This window comes from Micromonospora matsumotoense (assembly GCF_900091525.1).
Taxonomy (GTDB): Bacteria; Actinomycetota; Actinomycetes; order Mycobacteriales; family Micromonosporaceae; genus Micromonospora; species Micromonospora matsumotoensis.
This window is the reverse complement of the sequence record NZ_FMCU01000003.1, coordinates 507,807-528,028: the sequence shown is the minus strand read 5'-3', so window position 1 is coordinate 528,028 and position 20,222 is coordinate 507,807. Positions and strand designations below refer to the sequence as shown.

Annotated in this window: 19 protein-coding genes and 1 pseudogene; 8 read left to right on the top strand and 12 right to left on the bottom strand. The window is 72.9% G+C overall.

What is annotated here, in order from left to right; all coding sequences use genetic code 11:
- The first annotated feature begins 14 nt into the window (after positions 1-14).
- Complete coding sequence (locus GA0070216_RS09460) at positions 15-2,891, top strand: ATP-binding protein (RefSeq protein ID WP_091242317.1); 2,877 nt, start codon at positions 15-17, stop codon at positions 2,889-2,891.
- A gap of 143 nt (positions 2,892-3,034) precedes the next feature.
- On the opposite strand, the gene GA0070216_RS09455 is transcribed toward GA0070216_RS09460, so the two are convergent.
- Together GA0070216_RS09455 and GA0070216_RS09450 are read right to left on the bottom strand one after the other, a co-directional pair.
- Entirely contained in the window at positions 3,035-3,577 is a 543-nt protein-coding gene (locus GA0070216_RS09455) for a phospholipase (protein WP_091242314.1), read from the bottom strand.
- A gap of 171 nt (positions 3,578-3,748) precedes the next feature.
- Entirely contained in the window at positions 3,749-5,455 is a 1,707-nt protein-coding gene (locus tag GA0070216_RS09450; RefSeq protein WP_091242310.1) for a glycoside hydrolase family 10-like protein, read from the bottom strand.
- A 364-nt stretch (positions 5,456-5,819) separates the two neighbouring features.
- On the opposite strand from GA0070216_RS09450, the gene GA0070216_RS09440 reads away from it, so the two are divergent.
- Positions 5,820-7,313 (top strand): amino acid permease, encoded by a 1,494-nt coding sequence (locus GA0070216_RS09440; protein WP_091242301.1) that lies wholly within the window; start codon positions 5,820-5,822, stop codon positions 7,311-7,313.
- 244 nt (positions 7,314-7,557) lie between these two features.
- Here GA0070216_RS09440 and arfA read toward each other — a convergent pair whose 3' ends face one another.
- Complete coding sequence (gene arfA / locus GA0070216_RS09435) at positions 7,558-9,069, bottom strand: arabinosylfuranosidase ArfA (protein WP_091242298.1); 1,512 nt, start codon at positions 9,067-9,069, stop codon at positions 7,558-7,560.
- A 139-nt stretch (positions 9,070-9,208) separates the two neighbouring features.
- Here arfA and GA0070216_RS09430 point away from each other — a divergent pair, with 139 nt between their 5' ends.
- Positions 9,209-10,210, top strand: coding sequence for a LacI family DNA-binding transcriptional regulator (locus GA0070216_RS09430; protein ID WP_091242295.1), 1,002 nt, complete (start codon positions 9,209-9,211; stop codon positions 10,208-10,210).
- Between the two features lie 39 nt (positions 10,211-10,249).
- Here the strand turns inward: GA0070216_RS09430 and GA0070216_RS09425 are convergent, their stop codons facing one another.
- From GA0070216_RS09425 to GA0070216_RS09415, 3 genes and pseudogenes are all read right to left on the bottom strand, one after another.
- Positions 10,250-10,975, bottom strand: a complete 726-nt coding sequence (locus GA0070216_RS09425; RefSeq protein WP_091242293.1) for a methyltransferase domain-containing protein — start codon at positions 10,973-10,975, stop codon at positions 10,250-10,252.
- 229 nt (positions 10,976-11,204) lie between these two features.
- Positions 11,205-11,456: pseudogene (locus tag GA0070216_RS09420) on the bottom strand (hypothetical protein); the annotation flags it as partial.
- A 37-nt stretch (positions 11,457-11,493) separates the two neighbouring features.
- A complete protein-coding gene (locus GA0070216_RS09415; RefSeq protein WP_091242284.1) occupies positions 11,494-13,131 on the bottom strand; it encodes an ABC-F family ATP-binding cassette domain-containing protein in 1,638 nt (545 codons plus the stop codon).
- Positions 13,132-13,438: 307 nt separating this feature from the next.
- Between GA0070216_RS09415 and GA0070216_RS09410 the strand changes: the two genes are divergently transcribed.
- Both GA0070216_RS09410 and GA0070216_RS09405 read left to right on the top strand, forming a co-directional pair.
- Entirely contained in the window at positions 13,439-14,209 is a 771-nt protein-coding gene (locus GA0070216_RS09410) for an ROK family protein (RefSeq protein ID WP_091242281.1), read from the top strand.
- A 92-nt stretch (positions 14,210-14,301) separates the two neighbouring features.
- On the top strand, positions 14,302-14,670 hold the full coding sequence (locus GA0070216_RS09405; protein WP_088644718.1) for a tetratricopeptide repeat protein: 369 nt from the start codon (positions 14,302-14,304) through the stop codon (positions 14,668-14,670).
- Positions 14,671-14,702: 32 nt separating this feature from the next.
- Here GA0070216_RS09405 and GA0070216_RS09400 read toward each other — a convergent pair whose 3' ends face one another.
- Complete coding sequence (locus GA0070216_RS09400; RefSeq protein WP_245722381.1) at positions 14,703-14,873, bottom strand: hypothetical protein; 171 nt, start codon at positions 14,871-14,873, stop codon at positions 14,703-14,705.
- A 367-nt stretch (positions 14,874-15,240) separates the two neighbouring features.
- On the opposite strand from GA0070216_RS09400, the gene GA0070216_RS09395 reads away from it, so the two are divergent.
- From GA0070216_RS09395 to GA0070216_RS09385, 3 genes are all read left to right on the top strand, one after another.
- The gene (locus tag GA0070216_RS09395; RefSeq protein ID WP_091242277.1) at positions 15,241-15,453 is read left to right on the top strand and encodes a helix-turn-helix transcriptional regulator; all 213 of its coding nucleotides are present in this window, start codon (positions 15,241-15,243) and stop codon (positions 15,451-15,453) included.
- Between the two features lie 76 nt (positions 15,454-15,529).
- Positions 15,530-15,724, top strand: a complete 195-nt coding sequence (locus tag GA0070216_RS09390; protein ID WP_205789268.1) for a helix-turn-helix transcriptional regulator — start codon at positions 15,530-15,532, stop codon at positions 15,722-15,724.
- A gap of 68 nt (positions 15,725-15,792) precedes the next feature.
- Positions 15,793-16,047 carry a Smr/MutS family protein gene (locus GA0070216_RS09385; protein ID WP_091242274.1) on the top strand — a complete coding sequence of 85 codons (255 nt, stop codon included), beginning with the start codon at positions 15,793-15,795 and terminating at the stop codon, positions 16,045-16,047.
- A 6-nt stretch (positions 16,048-16,053) separates the two neighbouring features.
- On the opposite strand, the gene GA0070216_RS09380 is transcribed toward GA0070216_RS09385, so the two are convergent.
- The 5 genes from GA0070216_RS09380 to GA0070216_RS09360 form a co-directional block, all read right to left on the bottom strand.
- Positions 16,054-16,317 (bottom strand): type II toxin-antitoxin system RelE family toxin, encoded by a 264-nt coding sequence (locus GA0070216_RS09380; RefSeq protein WP_091242271.1) that lies wholly within the window; start codon positions 16,315-16,317, stop codon positions 16,054-16,056.
- A complete protein-coding gene (locus GA0070216_RS09375) occupies positions 16,314-16,694 on the bottom strand; it encodes a hypothetical protein (RefSeq protein WP_141723029.1) in 381 nt (126 codons plus the stop codon). Before GA0070216_RS09375 ends, GA0070216_RS09380 begins: the two co-directional genes overlap by 4 nt.
- Positions 16,695-16,812: 118 nt before the next feature.
- Entirely contained in the window at positions 16,813-17,262 is a 450-nt protein-coding gene (locus GA0070216_RS09370) for a GNAT family N-acetyltransferase (protein ID WP_091242265.1), read from the bottom strand.
- Between the two features lie 72 nt (positions 17,263-17,334).
- Positions 17,335-17,676 carry a type II toxin-antitoxin system HicB family antitoxin gene (locus GA0070216_RS09365; protein WP_091242716.1) on the bottom strand — a complete coding sequence of 114 codons (342 nt, stop codon included), beginning with the start codon at positions 17,674-17,676 and terminating at the stop codon, positions 17,335-17,337.
- Between the two features lie 32 nt (positions 17,677-17,708).
- Positions 17,709-20,105: a M28 family peptidase gene (locus tag GA0070216_RS09360; protein WP_091242263.1), complete on the bottom strand. Its 2,397-nt coding sequence runs from the start codon at positions 20,103-20,105 to the stop codon at positions 17,709-17,711.
- Positions 20,106-20,222 lie beyond the last annotated feature (117 nt).

Genomic DNA, 20,222 nt, shown 5'->3' with positions numbered 1-20,222 from the left:
CGGAGGTGCCACGCATGTCGCCACGGATCCACCTCCCGAGCGGTTGGGTGACCTTCGTGTTCACGGACATCGAAGGGTCGACCCGGCTGGCCCAACTGCTCGGGTCGGACTATCGCCCGGTGCTCTGGGAGCATCGTCGGCTGCTGCGCGACACCCTGGCCGAGACCGACGGCGCGGAGTTGCTGACCGAGGGGGACTCGTTCTTCCTGGCCTTCCCGGACGCGTCGGCGGCGCTGACCGCCTGCCTGACCGCGCAGCGGGCGCTGTCCACCCACGACTGGCCGAACCCGGAGGCCGCCCCGAAGGTACGGATGGGGCTGCACACCGGCTACGCGGAACCCAGCGACGGTGAGTACGCCAGCCCCGAGGTGCACCGGGCCGCCCGGGTGGCTGCCGCCGCGCACGGTGGACAGGTGCTCTGTTCGGCGTCGACCGCACGGCTGGCCGAGCCGTTGCCCGACGGGGCCAGCCTGATCGACCTGGGCCTGCACCGGCTCCGGGGCTTCGACGACCGGGAACGGCTGTTCCAACTCGTCGCGCCGGGGCTGGGGCGGCAGTTCCCCCGTCCGCGTACCGCCGAGGCGTTGGCGCACAACCTGCCCACCCAGGTCACCTCGTTCGTCGGCCGGGAGACCGAGCGGGTCGAGCTGGATCTGCTGATCCGCCGGCACCGGCTGGTCACGGTGGTCGGCGCGGGCGGCGCCGGTAAGACCCGACTCGCCGTCGAGGTGGCATCCGGCCAGGTGGAGGCGTACCCGGACGGGGTGTGGTTCGTCGACATCGCCACGGTCACCGACCCGGGGCTGGTGGCGTTCGCGATCGCCGCCGTGCTCGGGCCGCGCCCGGAACCGGGCCGCCCGATCCTGGACACCCTGGTGGAGTACGCGGCCGTCCGGCGGATGCTGGTGGTGCTCGACACCTGTGACGCCCAGCCGGCGGCCTGCGCCGAGGTGATCTCCCGACTACTCGCCGGTGGCAGCGGGGTGCGGGTGCTGGCCACCAGTCGGGAGGCGTTCGGTCTCCCCGGCGAGGTGGTGTGGCGGATTCCGCCGCTGGCGGTCGACCCGCAGCCGGGGCGGACCGAGAGCGATGCGGTGGCGCTGCTGCTGGACCGTACGGCGGCGGCCCGGGGTGGTCGCCCGCCGGAGTGGACGGAGGCCGCCGACCTGCGCCGGGTGGTGCAGCGGCTGGACGGGCTGCCGTTGGCGATCGAGTTGGCCGCAGCCCGGTTGCGGGTGCTCTCCGCCGGCCAGTTGGCCGCCCGGTTGGACGACATGCTGGGCACCCTCGACGCCGGGAGGGACGTCACGGAACCACCCGCCGGGCGGGGCTGGGCGGGCAACCAGCAGGACACCGTCGACCTGGTCGCCGCCGCCTTCGGGCAGGCGCCGCCGAGCCCAGCACACCGGGCGGTGCAGCGGTCCGCCACCGAGCGGCACCTCACCATGCAGGCCACGGTCACCTGGTCGTACCGGACGTTGGGGCCCCGCGCGGCCCGGTTGCTGCGCTGGTTGGCGGTGTTCGCCGGGCCGGTGGATCTGGCCACGGTGGAGTGGCTGCTCGCCGAGGACCCGCTCGACCCGCTGTCGGTGCTGGTGGACAAGTCGATGGTGCTGGCCGAGCCGCACGCCTCCGGCAGCACCTACCGGATGCTCGACCCGATCCGGGCGTACGCGGCGCGGCGGCTGGTCGAGACCGGCGAGGAGCAGGCCGCCCGGGACCGGCACGTGGCCTGGGCCCAGCACGCGCTGCACCGGGCGCACCTGGGGGAGGACGGCCGCCCGGTCACCCTGTCGCTCTACGCGGTGGACCCGCTCGCCCGTGAGTTGCGGGCGGCGCTGCGCTGGTCGGCCACCGGGGGCAGCGCCCGGGCCGGGCTGCGGCTGGCCGGTGGGCTGGACCAGTGGTGGCGGGAGCGGGGGCTGTCCCGGGAGGCCCGGCTGTGGCTGTTCCGGCTGTACGGGCGGATCGCCGAGACCGGCGAGTCGATCCCCGAGGCGGAGTTGGCGGCGGCGTACCACCTGCATTCGCTGCACGCGGGGGCGGACGGCGAGTTCGCCGAGGAGCTGCGGTTCTCGCAGCGGGCTGAGGCGGCGGCCCGGCAGGCCGGCGACGCGGGGCTGCTGGCCCGGGTGCTCGCCGGGCGGGCCGCACCGCTGGTCGACATGGGGCAGTTCGCCGAGGCGGAGCGGGTCTGCCGGGAGGTCATCGACTGGGCGGGCGAGCTGGAGGTCAGCGGGGACGCGCTGCTGGCCGTCTACAACCTGGCCGAGCTGCTGTGGCGGCGGGGCGCGTTGGCGGAGGCGGCGGAGCTGCTCGGGGCGGCCCGGCCGGTGGAGGCGGCCCGCCCGGTGGAGCGGGGTTGCCGGTCGGTGGACATGCTGCTGGGCATGGTGGCGCTGGCCCGGCGTGACCTGGTGGCCGCGCACGACCATCTGCTGGTGGCGCTGCGGGCCCGGATGGGCCACGGCTACCACGGGCGGGCCTGCGACACGGTGAACGCGGTGGCGGTGCGGTGCGCGCTGGGTGGGGAGCCGGTGACGGCGGCCCGGCTCTTCGGCGCGGCCCAGGCCACCCGGGCCAGGTTACGGGGCACTCCGGGCATCTTCGCCTCGTACTGGCACGAGCGGCAGGCGGAGCTGCGGCGCGCCCTCGGCGACGCGGCCTTCGACGCCGCCTACGGCGAGGGTGGTGAGCTGGGCCTGGAGGAGGCGGCGGCGTTGGCGTTCGCGGTGGAGCACCCGGATCTGGCAGCGGACTCGGTCCGGTTCCGGGCCACCGGCGCGGTGACGCCCCGACCGAACGGCACGGCCACGCCCCGACCGGCCAGTGCGGTCACCCCTCGGCCGGTGGGCCGCCGCGATGCGGAACGTCGGGAGGAGTGGGCCTGACCCGCCGCGCCGTCCGGTGGTGCGGAAGCGACACCGCGGGCCGCCGGTGGATGTGGTGCGCGCGGCATGGCGGGCGCGGGCGTCCGGCGACGCGGTCCGCGCCGCCGGACGCCCGGATGCGGGTGGGTCGGGGCGCCGGTGGGTCAGCCGCGTACGGCGGCGGCCCGCTCGGCGTCGGCCTTCATCCGGGCGGCCCGGTCGAGGTCGGCCTGCGAGACGGCGGCGACCGAGCCGAAGATGCTGACTGCCTGGTAGTACGTCCAGGCCAGGCTGGTGCAGGCCGGGCGGACGACGGAGTTGTAGGTGGCGCAGACCCGCTTCAGGTCCTCGTAGAAGGCGCTGTCGAGGCGGGTCTTGTTGGCGGAGAAGATCCCCATCGCCTTGTGGTTGCGGTAGCCGAAGTCGTGCCGGTAGCAGGACAGGTTGAAGGTGAACCCGAGCGGGTTGTCCGGGCTGGACGAGCAGTAGTCGGTGGACCAGTCGAAGCCGTAGTCCGCCCAGGCGGCCTGGTTGAGGCGGCCGGAGTTCCACGCGTTGTAGCTGCTGGCGCTGGTCTGGGTCCAACTGCTCAGCACGCTGAGCTTCTGTGCGGTGCTCACCGCGGCGGACGCGGGTGAGCCGACGCCGAGCACGCTGAGCAGTGCGAACGTGCCGGCGGCGAGGGCGGTGGCGAGACGACGGGACACGGTTTCCTCCGCGGGGTGGGCGGTACGGTGCGTCAGTGGCTGGTTACCGGAATGGGATCAGTCTCGATCAATATCCCGTCGGTGGGATGTGGTGGAGGCGACGTATTGATGGCATACGTCGAAACAGACGAATGCCCAGGGTGCCGTGGCACCCGGGGCGTCCGAGGTCGATCAGCGCACCACCCGGGCCGACGAGGCGGCGCTCTCGTTCCACAGCCGGTCCAGCGCGGTCACCTGATAGGTGTACGCCCGGCCCGGCTCAGCGGTGCCGTCCACCCAGGACTGCGGCTGCCCGGGGGCGGCCCGGACCGTGCCGACCAGGTGTGCCGCGTCGGCCCGGTCGCACCCGTCGACCCGGCCGGGCCCGTCGAACCGGTAGACCGCATACGACGTGGCGGTGCCGAGCGGGCCCTTCCCGTCGGCCGGCTGCCGCCAGCGCAGTCGTACCCCCTCGGTGGTCCGCTCGGCCCGGGTGAGTGCCGGGCGCAGCAGCGGCTTCGCCGGCAGGTGCGCCATGGTCGGCACCAGCGCCGGGCGGGAGTAGTGCGCGGCGGCGTAGCTGCTCGTCGCGCCGAGCCGGTCGGCCCGCACCTGCACGGCGGAGAAGTGCACGTTGCCGAGCACCTCCGGGTACGACCGGTTGAGCGTCAGGTGGTCCGACAGTTCCTGCGGGTTCATCCAGTACGTGCCGTAGGCCGGGTCGCCGCTCTTGTAGTCCGCCTGGCCGATGTAGAGCTGCACCCGGGTGCCGCGTACCGTCTGCGCCCACCAGGGCACTAGCCGGGCGTAGTCGGCGGCCGGATACTGGCCGATGTACCAGTAGAGCTGCGGCACGATGTAGTCGATCCACTCCTGCTTGACCCACTTACGGGTGTCGGCGGAGATGATGTCGTAGGACTGGCTGCCGGTGGTGTCCGAGCCGTTCGGGTCGGCGCTGGCGTTGCGCCAGATGCCGAACGGGCTCACCCCGAACTTCACCCACGGCTTGGCCGCCTTGATCCTGGTCCCCATCTCCTGGATCAGCAGGTCGATGTTGTCCCGCCGCCAGGCGGCCCGGTCGGTGAATCCCCGGTGGTACGCGGCGAACGTCGCATCGTCCGGCACCGGGTAGGTGCCGCTCGGGTACGGGTAGAAGTAGTCGTCGAAGTGCACGCCGTCGATGTCGTACCGCCCGACGGCGTCCAGCATCGCGGTCTGGACGAACTCGCGGACCTGCGGGACGCCGGGGTCGTAGTAGAGCCGGCTGCCGGCGACCCCGGCCGGCGGGTAGGCGAAGGTCCACTCCGGGTGCTGCCGGGCCGGGTGGCCCGGGGCGAGTTGCCCGAGGTCCGCGCCCGCGCCGGCGGGTGCCGGCATGGAGATCCGGTACGGGTTGAACCAGGCGTGGAACTCCAGGTTCCGCCGGTGCGACTCGGCCACCAGGAAGGCCAACGGGTCCCAGCCCGGGTCCTGCCCGCGCACCCCGGTCAGGTACTCCGACCACGGCTCGTGCGGCGACGGCCAGAACGCGTCGGCGGTCGGCCGGACCTGGACCACCACCGCGTTGTGGTGCAGCCGCTGCGCCAGGTCGAGCCAGCCCCGGTATTCCGCCTGCTGGGCGGCGACCCGGTCCGGGGCGGTCCGGGAGCCCGCACTCGGCCAGTCGATGTTCACCACCGACGAGATCCACATTGCCCGGAACTGCCGCTTCGGCACCGCCGGATCGACCTCGCAGACACCACCAGCTCCGGTGCCAGTGAGCCCGGCCCCGCCGGTGAAGCTGGCCCCGGCCGCGGTGGCCGCCCCGGCCGCCCCGGCCGCCCCGGCCGCCCCACTCCAGGAGAGCCCTCCCAGCAGTGCCACCACCAGCCCGACCACACCGATCCGAGTCACTCTCACGCCGATATCCCTTCAATAGGTCCCCGGTGGCCCCCACCGCTCCCCACGAGAAAGAGATACACGTCAACCCATCCCCAGTCACCCCCTCCACCCCCGGGCCCTCCGGGTCACCCCCCACCCCCCCGTGATCAAGAGGTTTGCGTCAGCTTTCGCGCGGCGGATGACGCAAACCTCTTGATCACCGGGCCGGGCCGGGGTGGGGCGGGCCGGGGTGGGGGTGGTGTGACCGAAAGTGGTTGTGGGGGGACTGGGGGTTGATGGTGGGTGGGTGGGGGAGGGGTGATTGGCGGGGGGTCGGGGTGGGTAGCAACGCGCGGCACCGGTCGTCAGCAGGGCGATCGCGGTGGTGGGAGGGGTGAGTACGGTGTCTGTGCTGCGAACCAAACCGATCAAGGATGTGGTTGCCCAGGGCGACGCCGACGGCAGCGACGGCAGCCCCGGCCTGAAACGTCGGCTCGGTGCCCGCGACCTCACCGGCTTCGGCATCGGCATCGTGATCGGCACCGGCATCTTCACCCTCACCGGCATCGAGGCACGCGACAGCGCCGGGCCGGGCGTGGTGATCTCGTTCGCCATCGCCGGGGTGGTCGCCCTGCTCGCGGCCCTCTGCTACGCCGAGCTGGCGTCCAGCGTGCCGACCGCCGGCAGCGCCTACACCTACGCGTACGCCACGATGGGCGAGATCGTCGCGTGGATCATCGGGTGGGACCTGCTGCTGGAGTTCGCGCTCGGCGCGGCGGTGGTGGCCCGGGGCTGGTCGGGTTACCTGGCCGAGCTGTTCGGCCTGCCGAGCACCTGGTTCGCCGAAGAGGGCAGCGTGGTCAACCTCGGCGCGATCGGCATCGTGCTGCTGCTCGGCGTGGTCGCCATCATCGGCATCCGCGAGTCCGCCCGGATCACCAACATCCTGGTCCTGGTGAAGGTCGCCATCTGCGTCTTCGTCGTGGTCGCCGGGCTGTTCTTCGTCAAGGCCGCCAACCTCAGCCCGTTCATCCCGCCGGCCGAGCCGGCCGGCGCCGGTGACGACGGGATCAAGCAGCCGGTCGTCCAGGCGTTCTTCGGGCTGGAGCCGTCCGTCTTCGGTTTCGTCGGGGTGCTCAGCGCCGCCGCCGTGGTCTTCTTCGCGTACACCGGGTTCGAGGCGGTGGCGAACCTGGGTGAGGAGACCAGGCGGCCCAAGCGGGACCTGACCCTGGGGCTCTTCGGCACCCTGCTGATCTCCACCGCGCTCTACATCGGCGTCTCGTTGGTCGTGGTCGGCATGGTGCCGTACGGCGAGATCGACCGGGGCGCCCCGATCGCCGCAGCCTTCAACGCGGTCGGTGCGAGCTGGGCCGGGGTGCTGGTCTCCATCGCCGCCGTCGCCGGCCTGACCAGCGTGATCCTGGTCGACCTGGTGGCCATGGGTCGGATCGGGTTCGCCATCTCCCGGGACGGGCTGATCCCGCCCGCCGTCGCCAAGATCCACCCGCGCTGGGGGACCCCGTACCGGATCTCCGCCGTGATGACGGTGGCGGTGGCGCTGCTCGCCGGATTCCTGCCGCTGTCCGCGCTGGCCGACCTGGTCAGCATCGGCGCGCTCTGCGCGTTCATGATCGTCGCCATCGCGGTGCCGATCCTGCGCCGCAAGCGCCCCGACCTGGAGCGGCCGTTCCGGGTCCCGTTCTCCCCGGTGCTGCCGATCTTCACCGCGCTGGCCTGCTTCTATCTGACGCTCAACCTGTCGATCGAGACCTGGATCAGGTTCCTCATCTGGATGGCGCTCGGCGGGATCATCTACTTCGGCTACGGCTACCGTCGCAACCGCCTGGCCACCGGCGAAGCCGAGGGCCGCGCCAAGCAGCCCGCTTCGGCCTGACCGCCCGGTCGGCTGCCGGCCACACCGTTCCCGCCGCCCGTACCCGGCCGGCCCGACCTCGGCCTGCCGCACCCGGCCGGCCCGACCTCGGCCCCGACGCACCCGGCCGGCCCGCACCCGGCCGGCCCGCACCCGGCCGACCCGCACCCGGCGGGCGTTACCTTGGCCCGCCGCAGCTGGCCGACCCGGCCCGGGCGCACCCGCGTCCCGACAGGGTGGGTGCGCCCGGGGCCGGGTCGGCTGATCAGGGCTGCGGCGCGAAGCGCAGCACGTTCCAGGAGACCGCCGGCAGGCGTACGGAGCAGCGATCGCCGTCGACGTCGGCGGTGGGCAGTTCCCGGGCCGTCACCCGGTCGGGCTCGGCCTCGGTGTTGACCGCGTCCGGGTCGTCCCCGGCGGCGAGGCTGAGGTGCTGCACCGGGTGCAGCCCGGACAGGCCCCGCAGGTCGAGGTCCAGCGGGAGGTCCGCGGTGCCCCGGTTGACCGCGAACACGGTCAGCTCGCCGGACTCCTCGTCGTGCAGCGCGACGGTGTCCAGCACCGGCACGTCGCCGTACCGCTTCGTCTCGTAGCGGGGGGAGACCGGCTCGGTACGCAGCACGGTGCCCCGGGCGTAGCGGGCCGTCAGCGCGAACGGGTGGAAGATGCTCTGCCGCCAGGCCGGCCCGCCGGTGCGGGTACGGATCGGGGCGATGACGTTGGCCAACTGCGCCTGGGCGGCGACGCCGACCCGGTCGGCGTGCCGGAGCAGGGTGATCAGCAGGCTCCCGACCACCACCGCGTCGACGGCGGTGTAGTCGTCCTCGAGCAGCGCGGGTGCCTCGACCCAGCCGCGCCCGTCCAGGTCGCCCTGGACGCGGGACTGGTACCAGACGTTCCACTCGTCGAAGGAGATCTTGAGCTTGCGGGTCTGGCGCAGTCGGGCGGCCACGTGGTCGGCGGTGGCGACCACCTCGGTGATGAACTGGTCCATGTCGACGGCCGAGGCCAGGATGCTGGCCCGGTCGCCGTCGGTCGGGTCGTAGTAGGAGTGCGCGGAGATGAAGTCGACGTGCTCGTAGGTGTGTTCCAGCACGGTCGCCTCCCAGGAGGCGAAGGTGGGCATGCCCCGACCGGAGCTGCCGCAGGCGACCAGGCTGATCGAGGGGTCGATCAGCTTCATCGCCCGCGCGGTCTCGGCGGCGAGCCGGCCGTACTCCTCGGCGGTCTTGTGGCCGACCTGCCACGGTCCGTCCAACTCGTTGCCGAGGCACCACAGCCGGACCCCGTACGGCTGCTCCGCGCCGTGTGCGCGGCGCAGGTCGGACAGCTGGGTGCCGCCGGGGTGGTTGACGTACTCCAGCAGGTCGCACGCCTCCTGGACGCCCCGGGTGCCGAGGTTGACCGCCATCATCGGCTCGACCTCGGCGGCGGCGGCCCAGGTCATGAACTCGTCGATGCCGAACGCGTTGGTCTCGACGGTCTTCCAGGCCAGGTCCAGCCGGCGGGGGCGGTCGCCGACCGGGCCGACGCCGTCCTCCCAGCGGTAGCCGGAGACGAAGTTGCCGCCGGGGTAGCGGACCATCGAGACGCCCAGCTCCCGGGTCAGCGCCAGCACGTCGCGGCGCAGGCCGAGCGGGTCGGCCTCGGGGTGGTCGGGCTCGTAGATCCCGCCGTACACGCAGCGGCCCAGGTGTTCGACGAAGGAGCCGAAGAGCCGTCGATCCACGGGGCCGATCGTGAAGGCCGGATCGATCGTCAACCGAGCTGTACGCACCGGGGGTGCCACCTTTCCTCGACCTGCTCCGTGACTGCGGTCACGCCCTACCCCCGCATTCCTACAACGTTGTAACCAACGTTGTAAAGGACTTGTCACGCGATACAGTCCTGAGTCGAAGGCGGGGAGGTGGCCGATCGTGCGGCACAGACTGAAGGATGTGGCCGAACGGGCCGGGGTGTCGGTCAAGACCGTGTCGAACGTGGTCAACGGCTATCCGCACGTGCGACCGGACACCCGGGCCCGGGTCGAGGCGGCCATCGCCGAACTCCGCTACCGGCCCAACCTGTCCGCCCGCAACCTGCGCAAGGGCCGCACCGGCGTGATCGCCCTCGCCGTGCCGGAACTGGACATCCCGTACTTCGCCGAACTCGCCCGGCACGTGGTCACCGCCGCCGCCGACCACGGCTGGACCGTGCTCATCCACCCGACCGGTGGTGGCCCCGAGCAGGAACGCGTCGCCGCCGCCGGCATCGGCGACCACATGATCGACGGCCTGATCTTCAGCCCGCTGTCCCTCGACGCCGAGGACCTCACCGGCCTGGACGGCATGCCGATGGTGCTGCTCGGCGAACGGGTGGACCACGGCCTCGCCGACCACGTGGTGATCGACAACGTGACCGCCGCCCGGGAGATGACCACCCACCTGATCGGCCTCGGCCGCCGCCGGATCGCCGCCATCGGCTCACCACGCACCCCCGAGGGGGCCGGCGCCCGCCTCCGGTTGGCCGGCTACACCGCCGCCCTGACCGAGGCCGGCCTCGGGTACGACGAGAGCCTGGTCGCCCCCACCCCGGCCTGGCACCGCGCCGACGGGGCCGCCGCCATGCGCCACCTGCTCGACTCCGGGGCCCGCCCCGACGCGGTCTTCTGCTTCAACGACACCCTCGCCCTCGGTGCGCTGCGCGCCCTGCACGAGGCCGGCCTCCGGGTCCCCGGCGACGTCGCCGTCGCCGGCTTCGACGACATCGAGGACGGGCGGTTCAGCGTCCCCACCCTGACCACGGTCGCCCCGGACAAGGAGCGGATCGCCCGGCTCGCCGTCGACCTGCTCGCCGGCCGGCTGGCAGGCGACCGGGACGCGCCGCCACGGGAACTCACCGCCCCGCACCGGCTGACCCCCCGCGAGAGCACCGCCTGACCCACCTGCCGGCCCGTCAGCCCGCCGCCGCGCAGCCGGTCAGTCGAAGAAGCGGGCCAGGTGGGTCGGGGCGACGGGTGGGGCGTCGACGGGCAGCGGGGTGAGGTCGGCGAAGATGGACGCCCCGTCGCAGCCGGCGTGCAGCGGATGCCAACGCGGGGTGCCCGGCGGGCGCTGACCGCAGACCCCCTTGATCGTCTGCACGTCCAACAGTCGCACGTGGGTCGGGTCGGCCACCGCGTTGACATGCCCCCACCAGGGGCTCATCACGTGCAGCACCCCGCCCGGCCGGAGCACCCGGTGACACTCGTCCAGCAGCGGCAGGAAGTCGATCAGGTGCTCCAGGATGTGCACGGTGAAGATGACGTCGACGGAGCCGTCGGCCAGCGGCAGCGACCCGGACAGGTCCGCCACCGCGTTCACCCCGGGTGCCGGGAAGATGTCCAGCCCCAGGTTCGTCGGGTACTGCTTCTGGCCGCCGCAGCCCAGGTCCACCACCACCGGGTCCCGGCCACCGACGCGCACCCGCCCCCACACGCCGTACACCCCGGCCAGCCGGCCGACCAGCTCACGGACCAGCCGCAACTGATCCGGTTCGGCCACCTCCCCGCTCAGGTGGGCGACCCCCCGGTCGAACCGCACCTCGACCGGGAGCCCGCGCAACCGCTCGTCGTGGCGGGCCTGCTCGACCCAGGCCGCATCGAGGAACCCGTCGAGCGCCCGCAGCCGTTCGGCCGAGGGCGGTGCCTGCGCCAACGCGACCATGGCCACCTCCCGCCGGCCGTTACCCGCTCTCCGGCCCGGCACACCACCCGATCCGGTCGGTTACCGGCAACTGCCGCCCGCTCTGCTGCCCATCGCGGGGCCGGTGGGACCACCGCGGCCGTCCAGCCCGGTGACGGCTTTGGGCGCGGAACGGGTACCCCTCCGGTCAGCCGCCGGCGCGGCGGGTGGGCCGGCCGACGGCCCGGATGCGCTGCCGGGGCGTGTCGGCCGACTTGGGTCGCTTGAGGTGGTAGCGGTGCAGCTCGTTGTGGCCCGCCAGGGACGGGTCCTCGCTCATCCCGACGAGTTCCCAACCCTGGTCACCGGCCCGGTTCAGGTGGGCCAGCGCGGTGTCGCCGTAGGCGGTCACGTCGGCCATCGAGCCGTCCGGGCCGTACCAGGAGAAGACGACCTCCCAGCTGAGGTCGGAGGCGGTCGGCTGGCGACGGCGGACCAGCAGCGCGTACTCCCATCTGAGCATGACCCATTGTCACCCGGCCGCTACCGGACGGCGCGGATCAGTCCTCGGCGATCCGCCCGGCGTCGACCCGCAGCCGCCGGTCGACGCTGACCGCTTCGAGCATCCGCCGGTCGTGGGTGACCAGCAGCAACGTCCCCGGGTAGCCGGCCAGCGCCGACTCCAGCTGCTCGATGGCCGCCAGGTCGAGGTGGTTGGTCGGCTCGTCGAGCACCAGCAGGTTGACCCCCCGGCCCTGGAGCAGCGCCAGCGCCGCCCGGGTCCGCTCGCCCGGCGACAGCGTCGCCGCCGGCCGCAGCACGTGCGCGGCCCGCAGGCCGAACTTGGCCAGCAGCGTCCGCGCATCCGCCGGCGTCATCTCGGGTACGGCGGCACCGAACGCCTCCAGCAGCGGCTGGTCGCCGAGGAACAGCCCCCGGGCCTGGTCGACCTCGCCGACCACCACCCCCGGGCCGAGCGCGGCGTGACCGGCGTCGAGCGGCAGCCGACCCAGCAGCGCACCGAGCAGGGTGGTCTTGCCGGAGCCGTTCGCCCCGGTGATCGCCACCCGGTCGGCCCAGTCGACCTGGAGGGTGACCGGGCCGAGGGTGAAGTCGCCCCGGCGGACCACCGCGTCGCGCAGCGAGGCCACCACCGCACCGGCCCGGGGTGCGGCGGCGATCTCCATCCGCAGCTCCCACTCCTTGCGCGGCTCCTCGACCACGTCGAGGCGTTCGATCAGCCGCTCGGTCTGCTTGGCTTTGGCCGCCTGCTTCTCGGTCGCCTCGGTCCGGAACTTCCGGCCGATCTTGTCGTTGTCCGGGGCCTTGCGGCGGGCGTTCTTCACGCCCTTCTCCATCCAGGAACGCTGGGTGCGGGCGCGGGCCTCCAGCGAGGCGCGGGTGTCGGCGTACTCCTCGAAATCGGCGCGGGCGTGCCGGCGGGCCACCTCCCGCTCCTCCAGATAGGCGCCGTAGCCGCCGCCGTAGTGCCGGGTCTGCTGCTGCACGAGGTCCAGCTCCAGCACCCGGGTCACCGCCCGGGTCAGGAACTCCCGGTCGTGGCTGACCAGCACCGTCCCGGCGCGCAGCCCGGTGACGAACCGTTCCAGCCGGTCCAGGCCGGCCAGGTCCAGGTCGTTGGTGGGCTCGTCGAGCAGGAAGACGTCATACCGGCTGAGCAGCAGGGAGGCCAGGCCGGCGCGGGCCGCCTGGCCGCCGGAGAGGGCGGTCATCGGGTGGTCCAGGTCGACCGTCAGCCCCAGCTCGGCGGCGACCTGGGCGGCGCGTTCCTCCAGGTCCGCCCCGCCGAGTTCGAGCCACCGCTCCAGTGCCCCGGCGTACGCGTCGTCGGCCCCGGCCGTGCCTTCGGTGAGCGCCTCGGTGGCCGCGTCCAGCGCCGCCTGCGCGCCGGTGACTCCGGTCCGGCGGGCCAGGAAGTCGCGGACCGTCTCGCCCGCCCGCCGCTCCGGCTCCTGCGGCAGGTATCCCACCGAGGCCCCCGGCGGACTCAACGAGACGTTGCCCTCTTCCACGCCCTGCAACCCGGCGAGCGTCCGCAGCAACGTCGACTTTCCCGCTCCGTTGACCCCCACCAGTCCGACCACGTCGCCGGGGGCGACCACCAGGTCGAGGTCACTGAAGAGCATCCGCTCCCCGTGCCCGGCGGCAAGTCCTTTGACGATCATCGTGGCGCTCATGAGGCCCCGAGCCTATCGCCCGCCCATCCGGGCGAGGACGCCGCGCGGCGCGGCCCACGCCTGCCCAGGCTCCTGGCTGCGCGTCGCGGACCTCGCAGCGGGCCGACAGCCTGGCCGGATCGCCGGCTGGCGGGACCGGCGCGGTCCTCGCACGGCGGCTACGGCGACAACAACTCTCGACAAACCCATGCGGCCCTCGCGGTCCGTCGGCCCCCGGCCGCCCGCTGTCGGTCGGGTCGCCCGCCCCCGGTTGGCGAAAGGTGGGGCAGGGGCGGGATGAGCGGGGCGGGTGGGGCAAGGTGAGGGTGTGGGATTGACGCTGGCGGTGGACTGCGGGGGCGGAGGCATCAAGGGATCGGTGCTGGACGGAGGTGGCAACCTGCGGGCACCGGTGCTCCGGGTGGACACCCCGTACCCGCTGCCGCCCGAGCTGTTCGTCAAGATGCTTGTCGAGTTGGCGGGGCGGTTCCCCCGGGCGGACCGGATCACGGTGGGGATGCCGGGCATGATCCGGCACGGGGTCGTGGTGGCCACGCCGCACTACGTGACCCGGTCCGGGCCGCGCAGCCGGGTCGACCCGGACCTGCTCGCCGAGTGGTCCGGGTACGACGCCCGGCGGGCCGTCACCGAGGCCTTCGGGATGCCGGCGCTGGTGCTCAACGACGCCGAGGTGCACGGCGCCGGGGTGGTCGCGGGCACCGGCTGCGAACTGGTGCTGACCCTCGGCACCGGGCTGGGCAGCGCGCTCTTCGACGGCGGGCGGCTCGCCCCGCACCTGGAGCTGTCGCACGCCCCGGTCCGCTGGGGCACCACCTACGACACGTACGTCGGGGAGCCGGAGCGGCGGCGGCTCGGCGACGCCTTCTGGTCCCGACGGATCCGGCAGGTGGTGGACGGGCTGCGGCCGGTGTTCCGCTGGGACCGGCTCTATCTCGGCGGCGGCAACTCGCGGCTGATCCGCCCCGAGCAGGTGGCCCGGATGGGCGACGACGTGGTGATCGTGCCCAACACGGCCGGAATCGTCGGTGGGGTCCGGGCCTGGCAGTTGACCGGCGAACGGGACGACCCGACCTCCTGAGCCACAAGTCCACCCCCAGGAACACTCGCGGTACGCCCGGTGTTGTGCCAGCGTCGGAGCAATGGCGACGTGACGCGAGGGGGTGGGTCGGGATGGATCTTCTGGCGGAGTACCGACGGGCGACCATGTACTTCGAGATGGGTGACCCGAGCGGAGCGGTCCGGCTGCTGGAGCCGATCGTGGCGGCCGAGCCCGGCAACTCCTCCGTACGTCAGCTGCTGGCCCGGGCGTACTTCCAGACCGCCCAACTCGGCCGCGCCGAGGAGCAGCTGCGGGAGCTGGTCGACCGGGACCCCAGCGACCACTACGCCCACCACGTGCTGGGCCGGACGCTGGAGCGGCTCAACCGCTACCCGGACGCGCTGCGGCACCTGCGCATCGCGGCGGCCATGCACTCGACCAACGACGACTACGTGACCGCGCTGCGCCGGGTGGAGAGCCGGGTCGGCAACGGTCGCTGAGTCCCTGACCACGCCGGGCCGGGGGAGGGCTTCTACCCTTCCTCCGGCCCGGTTCTGCGTCTGGTCCAGGCCAGGAACCTCTCGAACAGCTCCGCCGGGGGTGGGACGGCGTTCGGGTTGAGGGTGACCAGGTCGCCGGTGGCGTCGAACAGTCGTCCGGCCATGTAGACGGACAACCCGACCCGGTCCTGCCGGTAGTCCATGGTCAGCAGCAGGCGGGCGGGCTGACACGGCCAGGGAGCGGCACACACCCGGCACAACCAGAGGGGCCGCATCGGCACGTGCGGCCGAATCGCCCCACCCTCGCGCGCATGTACCGGTGAGGCGTTCGGTCTCCGTCGAGTCCCGGCGATGAACCGGCCACGCGGCTCGCTGGGGCGGGGTGCGCCGGTCTGGCTGGCCTCCATCGGAACCTCCGCAGGGTCGGATATCAGCGCGCGGCGGGAGTACGGCGACATCACCCCAGCGTGCTGACCTTGCCGTCACTTGTCAAGGTGCAAGGGTGTATTTGCCAAGCTGCATCTAGACTAGCTGCTGTTTGACCACTGGCGGTCTGGCTACTCTCGCGCCGTGCCACGCCACCTCTACGGGGCAGGCGAGATCACGACGCGGCTCGGCGTCAGCCGGCAACGAGCGCGCCAGATCATCGACCGGCCCGACTTCCCCAAGCCGTACGACCGGCTCGGGATGGGTGCTGTGTGGCTCAAGGCAGAGGTCGAAGCATGGATTCGGGAACACCGCCCCCACCTCGGCGAGGCAGACGACGAGGAACAGCCCGCCTGACCCGGCCCGCGGGGCAGCTATCTGGCTGCCCACTTGTCGCTGAGAGTGGCGAGGCGCACCCGGTAGCCTCCCGTGCATGGGCCGGAATCTCATGGGCGCGTACGAGATCCGGATGAGGCTGGGCGTGAGCAGGCAACGCGTCGAGCAGTTGATGAAGCGCCCCGACTGGCCGAAGCCCTACGAGTCGCTCGCCACCGGTCGGATCTGGCGTACCGAGGACATCGAGGCGTGGATCCGCGAGCACCGGCCGAACCTGCCCGACGAAGCCTGAGCCTCACCCCGACACCTGCGGGCCTACGATGGGCCTGCCATGAGGGCTGCGCAGGTGGGGGAGGCGGGATGAAGCTCAAGCTGGACCTGCACGAGATCTTCAACAAGGGCCACGACATCGACCGCGCCCTGCGCGGGATCATGGACGAGGCGGTGGCGAAGAAGGCCACCCTGGTCGAGATCATCCCTGGTAAGGGGTCCGGCCAGCTCAAGAAGAAGGTGCTGCGCTTCCTCGACCAGAAGGACGTCAAGCAGCTCTATCACCGGGTCGAGAAGGACTCCAAGAACTTCGGCCGCCTCTTCGTCCACTTTCGCTGGAAGTGACGTGCCCTAGAAGGACCGGTACACGTCTCTGCGGTGGGCGATTCGCACGACTGCGATCAGAACCTGGTCGTCCAGGATCAGGTAGACGAGCCGAAAGTCACCTACCCGGATCCGCCATTTGGTATCGCCACCGGACAGTTTCACGCAGCCAGCGGGCCGAGGGTCAACTGCCAGTTGATCGATCGCGGCACCGATGCGGACCTGGGTGGAGCGGTCGAGCTTGGCCAGTTCGCGCGCCGCAGCATTGGTGAGCTCCACCTTCCATGTCACAGGTCGAGCTCCCGCTTGACCGCGCTCCACGGCTGCGTCGACTCACCAGCACGCATCGACGCCAGTGCGTCGTCGCATGCCTCGGCGTCCTCCTCGTTGATCACCTGTTCCATGATCTCGTCAAGCTGCGCGAGCTGCTCGCGAGCCCAGGTCCGCAGCGCGGGCGTCCGGTTCGGGTTCCCGGCCACCGTTTGCAGGTACTGCCCGATCTTCTCAAGACCCTGCGGATCGAGCGACGTCGGTGGTCCCATCGCTGCCACCCGCTGCCCCTGGCGAGTCAGGTAGACGACGTTTCCTTCCTCGGCCGCCTCGACAGCTTCAGGCGGCGGACCGGCATGAGGCGGAACCTCATACTCGAACGCGTGTGCGGCGGTCATGAGGCTCATGGTAGCGCTGGACGGTCTCGGAGCCGGACAACCAGCTGAGGCGGTGTCGGCCCCAATTCGTCAAAGGTGAGCAGGTCGGACGGGTGACCCCGATCCCACATCAGCACTGTCAGAGGTCCAGGACGGCGACCGTCTCCCCGTCGCTCTGCTCGCCGGTCGGCCGGAAGCCCAGTTTCAGGTAGAAGTCCTCCGGCCCGCCCTCGCGGGGCACCCAGGTGACGTACGCCCGGTCGCCACCCCGGGCACGGATCTCCGCGCACACCGCCTCGACGGCGAACCGCCCGTAACCCTTCCCCTGCGCATCGGCCGCGATGTTGAGCCGCCACAGGCCGGACCGGACGTCATCGGGGTTGTCGCCCCACGCGTAGTCGAGGAAGGCCATCAGGAAGCCGACCAGCCGGTCGCCGTCGAAGATCAGCCTCGGCCAGGCGATGTCCGGGAAGACGTACGCCTCGGCCAGCGACTTGACCACCGGCCCGACCAGATCCTCCTGATCCGGGCGCACCGACAGCCCGAGCGCCGCCTCGTAGTTCTTCGGGGTGACCTTCTCCAGCCGCATGCTGCGGACCGTAGTCCGCCCCGCCGGCCCCGGCGACCGGTTATCCGGGCCGTCCTGGGCGCCCCACCCTGTTCAGGCTGCCGACAGTTTCCGTACGACGTACTGGTTGAGGCTCATTCCGTCCTCTGCGGCATGGGTGGCCAGCTCGCGGTGCAGGCTTTCGCCGACGCGCACGTTGAACTTGCCCGAATAGCTCCGTTCGGCAAACGGCTCCGGTACTTCCTCGCCCTGCTCTTCCATGTCCGCGACCACCTCACGCAGCAGGTTCTGGAGTCCTTGCAGGGCGTCGATCTGGGAGGGAGCCAGCCAGGACAGCGAGGGAAGCTCGGCACAGGTGGCGACGAACTCGTTGTCCTGGGCCGACCACGTGACGCGGCAGGTGTAGTGGCTCACCTCGGGACCAACGTTCTGCATCACATGGCCTCCTTCTTCTCGATCGCCTTGCGTCAGAACGGATAGGTGCGGGCCACCGCCAGCATCTCCGAGGTGTGCGACCCCACCACCCCCACCCCCGCCGGCCTGGGCCGGAAGCCCGGCAACGCGTCCAACCCGTCACTGGCGTCCATCGCCCGCAGCGATACCTGCCCCGCCCGGGGCCGCATGGCCAGGGTGATCTCGACCCCCTCGGCAGGCGGGGCGTGGAACACGATCCCGAAACCCCACCGGTCCAGCGACGCCTCCTCGACGGTCGGCTGCCGCCCGACCGGCACCTCCCGGCCGGCCACCTCCGCCCGGGTCACCTCGGCGGTGGTCGCGTCGACGTGCAGGGTGGCCAGCCGGACCGTGCGCTGGGGGAGCAGCCGCAACCGCAGGGTGCGCAGCCCACCGGCGGTGGTGTCCGCCAGCACCTGCACCGTCGGCGCGGGCAGGTTCGCCGCCGGTGCCGGGCCGGTACGCAGGTCGGTCCCGCCCAGGCCGGGGAAGCCGGCGAGCGCGGCCGGCCCGTCGACGTACCCGTCGGTCCAGGGCTGCGGGTCCGCCTCCCGGCTGATCCACCGGGCGGTGCCGGTGTCGGCGTCGAGGGCGTACATCAGGTGGGTGGGGACGGGGTGGGTGGCGTCGAAGCGGTCGACTGCCAGGCCGACCCCGGCGAACACCGTGGCGGCGAGCGCGGCGGCGACGGCCGGCAGCGCGCCGAGGCGGCGGGCGCGGGCGGCGACCAGGCCGCGCTGGCCGCCGGCGGCCGGGTGCAGCAGGTCGAGCACCGGCAGCGCGGCCAGGCCGAGCAGCACCGCGAACAGCGCCGCCACCCCGCCCATCGCCATTCCCAGCGCGGGGAAGAGGAGCACCACCGTGGGCAGCAGGATCACCACGGCGACCGCCCCGGCCAGGGTCACCGCGACCACCGGCCACGGGCCGTCGATCCGGGTGCGCAGCGCGACCAGGCCGGCGAGCGCGCCGGCCAGCGCCGGCAGGGTGGCCAGGTACGCCCCACCGGGCACCAGCGCGGCCAGCACCACCCCGAGCAGGGCCAGCCAGCCGAGCCCGCCGACGGCCAGCGCCGCCGGGCCGGCCCAGCGGCGGGCCAGCGCGTACCAGGCGAGCAGGATCGTGGCGGCGAGCGCGACCACCGCCAACCGGTACCAGACCGGCCGGTACGGGTCGAGCAGTTCGGCGTAGCCGGGGCGCAGCGCGGTGATCCCCGCCCAGAGCAGTTGGGCGGCGACCGGGGCGGCCACGATCGGCACCAGCGCCAGCCCGAACCCGGCGAACAGGCGACCCGTCCCGGCCCGGCCGGTGCGCCGGACCAGCCAGCCCAGGGCCAGCGCCCCGAGCACCGCCAGGGCGGCCAGCGGCCAGGTCAGCCAGCCGGGGTAGCGGACCAGCCCGCCCGGCACCGGGAAGTAGGTGGCGTCGTGCCCGGCGCGTAGCGCCGTCAGGTCGGCGCGGCCGAACTCCCGGGCCAGCCCGAGCGCGTTGTCGCCGTGCATCTGGAGGCTGCCCCGATCCATCGCCGCCGGGGTGTCCAGCGGGGTGTGATAGATCGCGCCCCCGTCGATGTAGGCCGAGTTCAGCCCGACGAAGTCGTGGTCGAGGAAGGCCGTGAAGTCGGTGTCGTTGGGCAGCGCCCGATAGATCTCCACGGCGAACGAGGTGCCCACCGGGTGTGGGGCGCCCCGGCCGAAGGCGGCCACCAACTCGGCGTTGTTCCGGGACGTCTCGAACATGATCACCGGCCCGGTGGAACCCCGGGCCTCCAGGTTGAGCACCACCCCGCCGTCGGCGGCGAGCGGGTGGCTGGCCGCGAACGCCGCCGCGCCGCACAGGCACGCCTCCTCGGCGTCGGTCAGCACGAACACGACGTCGTTGCGGGGGCGGGGGCCGGCGGTCAGCGCGCGGGCCACCTCCAGCACGGTGGAGGTGCCGGCAGCGTCGTCGTTGCCACCCGGGCCGGTCTGCACCGAGTCGTAGTGCGCCACCAGGAAGACCCGGCCGGTGGAGGCGGTACCGGGCAGCCGGGCCACCACGTTGCGCACCCGGGCGACGGTGGCCCCGCCGGCCGCCCCGCTGAGCTGCCCGGCCTCCGGGGCGACGGTGTCCTGCACCTCGGTCTGCAGGCCCAGCCCGCGCAGCGCCCCGACCAGGTGCTCGCGGACCTGGTCGTTGGCGGCACTGCCGGCGGGGTGCGGCCGGGCCGCCACCGTCTGCACGGTCCGGTAGGCCCGCCCGGCGCTGAACTCGTCGGCCGGGGCGTCGGCCGGCCGGGGCGTCGGGGTGGTCAGCGTGACCAGCATGACCGCGCCCACCGCGACCAGCGCCGACAGGGCGGCCAGGGCGGCGAGCGGACGACGCCGGGGCCGGGTCAGCGCCCGGTCGGCGGCGGAGGCGGGGGGTACGCCCACGGGGACTCCTCGGAGGTGGTGCGGGGGTGGTGCACCATCCTGCCCCGGCGGGCAGCGCCCGGGGCGTACCGGGACCGAACCGTGACGCGGGCCGCTGACCGGACGCTCACCTGGTGA

Excerpts from the sequence above, each read along its gene's own strand:
- GA0070216_RS09390 (WP_205789268.1), top strand. The coding sequence starts at position 15,530 with ATGGGCCGGAATCTCATGGGCGCGTACGAGATCCGGATGAGGCTGGGC.
- GA0070216_RS09365 (WP_091242716.1), bottom strand. The coding sequence starts at position 17,676 with ATGCAGAACGTTGGTCCCGAGGTGAGCCACTACACCTGCCGCGTCACG.
- GA0070216_RS09400 (WP_245722381.1), bottom strand. The coding sequence starts at position 14,873 with ATGGACTACCGGCAGGACCGGGTCGGGTTGTCCGTCTACATGGCCGGA.
- GA0070216_RS09405 (WP_088644718.1), top strand. The coding sequence starts at position 14,302 with ATGGATCTTCTGGCGGAGTACCGACGGGCGACCATGTACTTCGAGATG.
- GA0070216_RS09460 (WP_091242317.1), top strand. The coding sequence starts at position 15 with ATGTCGCCACGGATCCACCTCCCGAGCGGTTGGGTGACCTTCGTGTTC.
- GA0070216_RS09415 (WP_091242284.1), bottom strand. The coding sequence starts at position 13,131 with ATGAGCGCCACGATGATCGTCAAAGGACTTGCCGCCGGGCACGGGGAG.
- GA0070216_RS09425 (WP_091242293.1), bottom strand. The coding sequence starts at position 10,975 with ATGGTCGCGTTGGCGCAGGCACCGCCCTCGGCCGAACGGCTGCGGGCG.
- GA0070216_RS09385 (WP_091242274.1), top strand. The coding sequence starts at position 15,793 with ATGAAGCTCAAGCTGGACCTGCACGAGATCTTCAACAAGGGCCACGAC.
- GA0070216_RS09375 (WP_141723029.1), bottom strand. The coding sequence starts at position 16,694 with ATGACCGCCGCACACGCGTTCGAGTATGAGGTTCCGCCTCATGCCGGT.
- GA0070216_RS09370 (WP_091242265.1), bottom strand. The coding sequence starts at position 17,262 with ATGCGGCTGGAGAAGGTCACCCCGAAGAACTACGAGGCGGCGCTCGGG.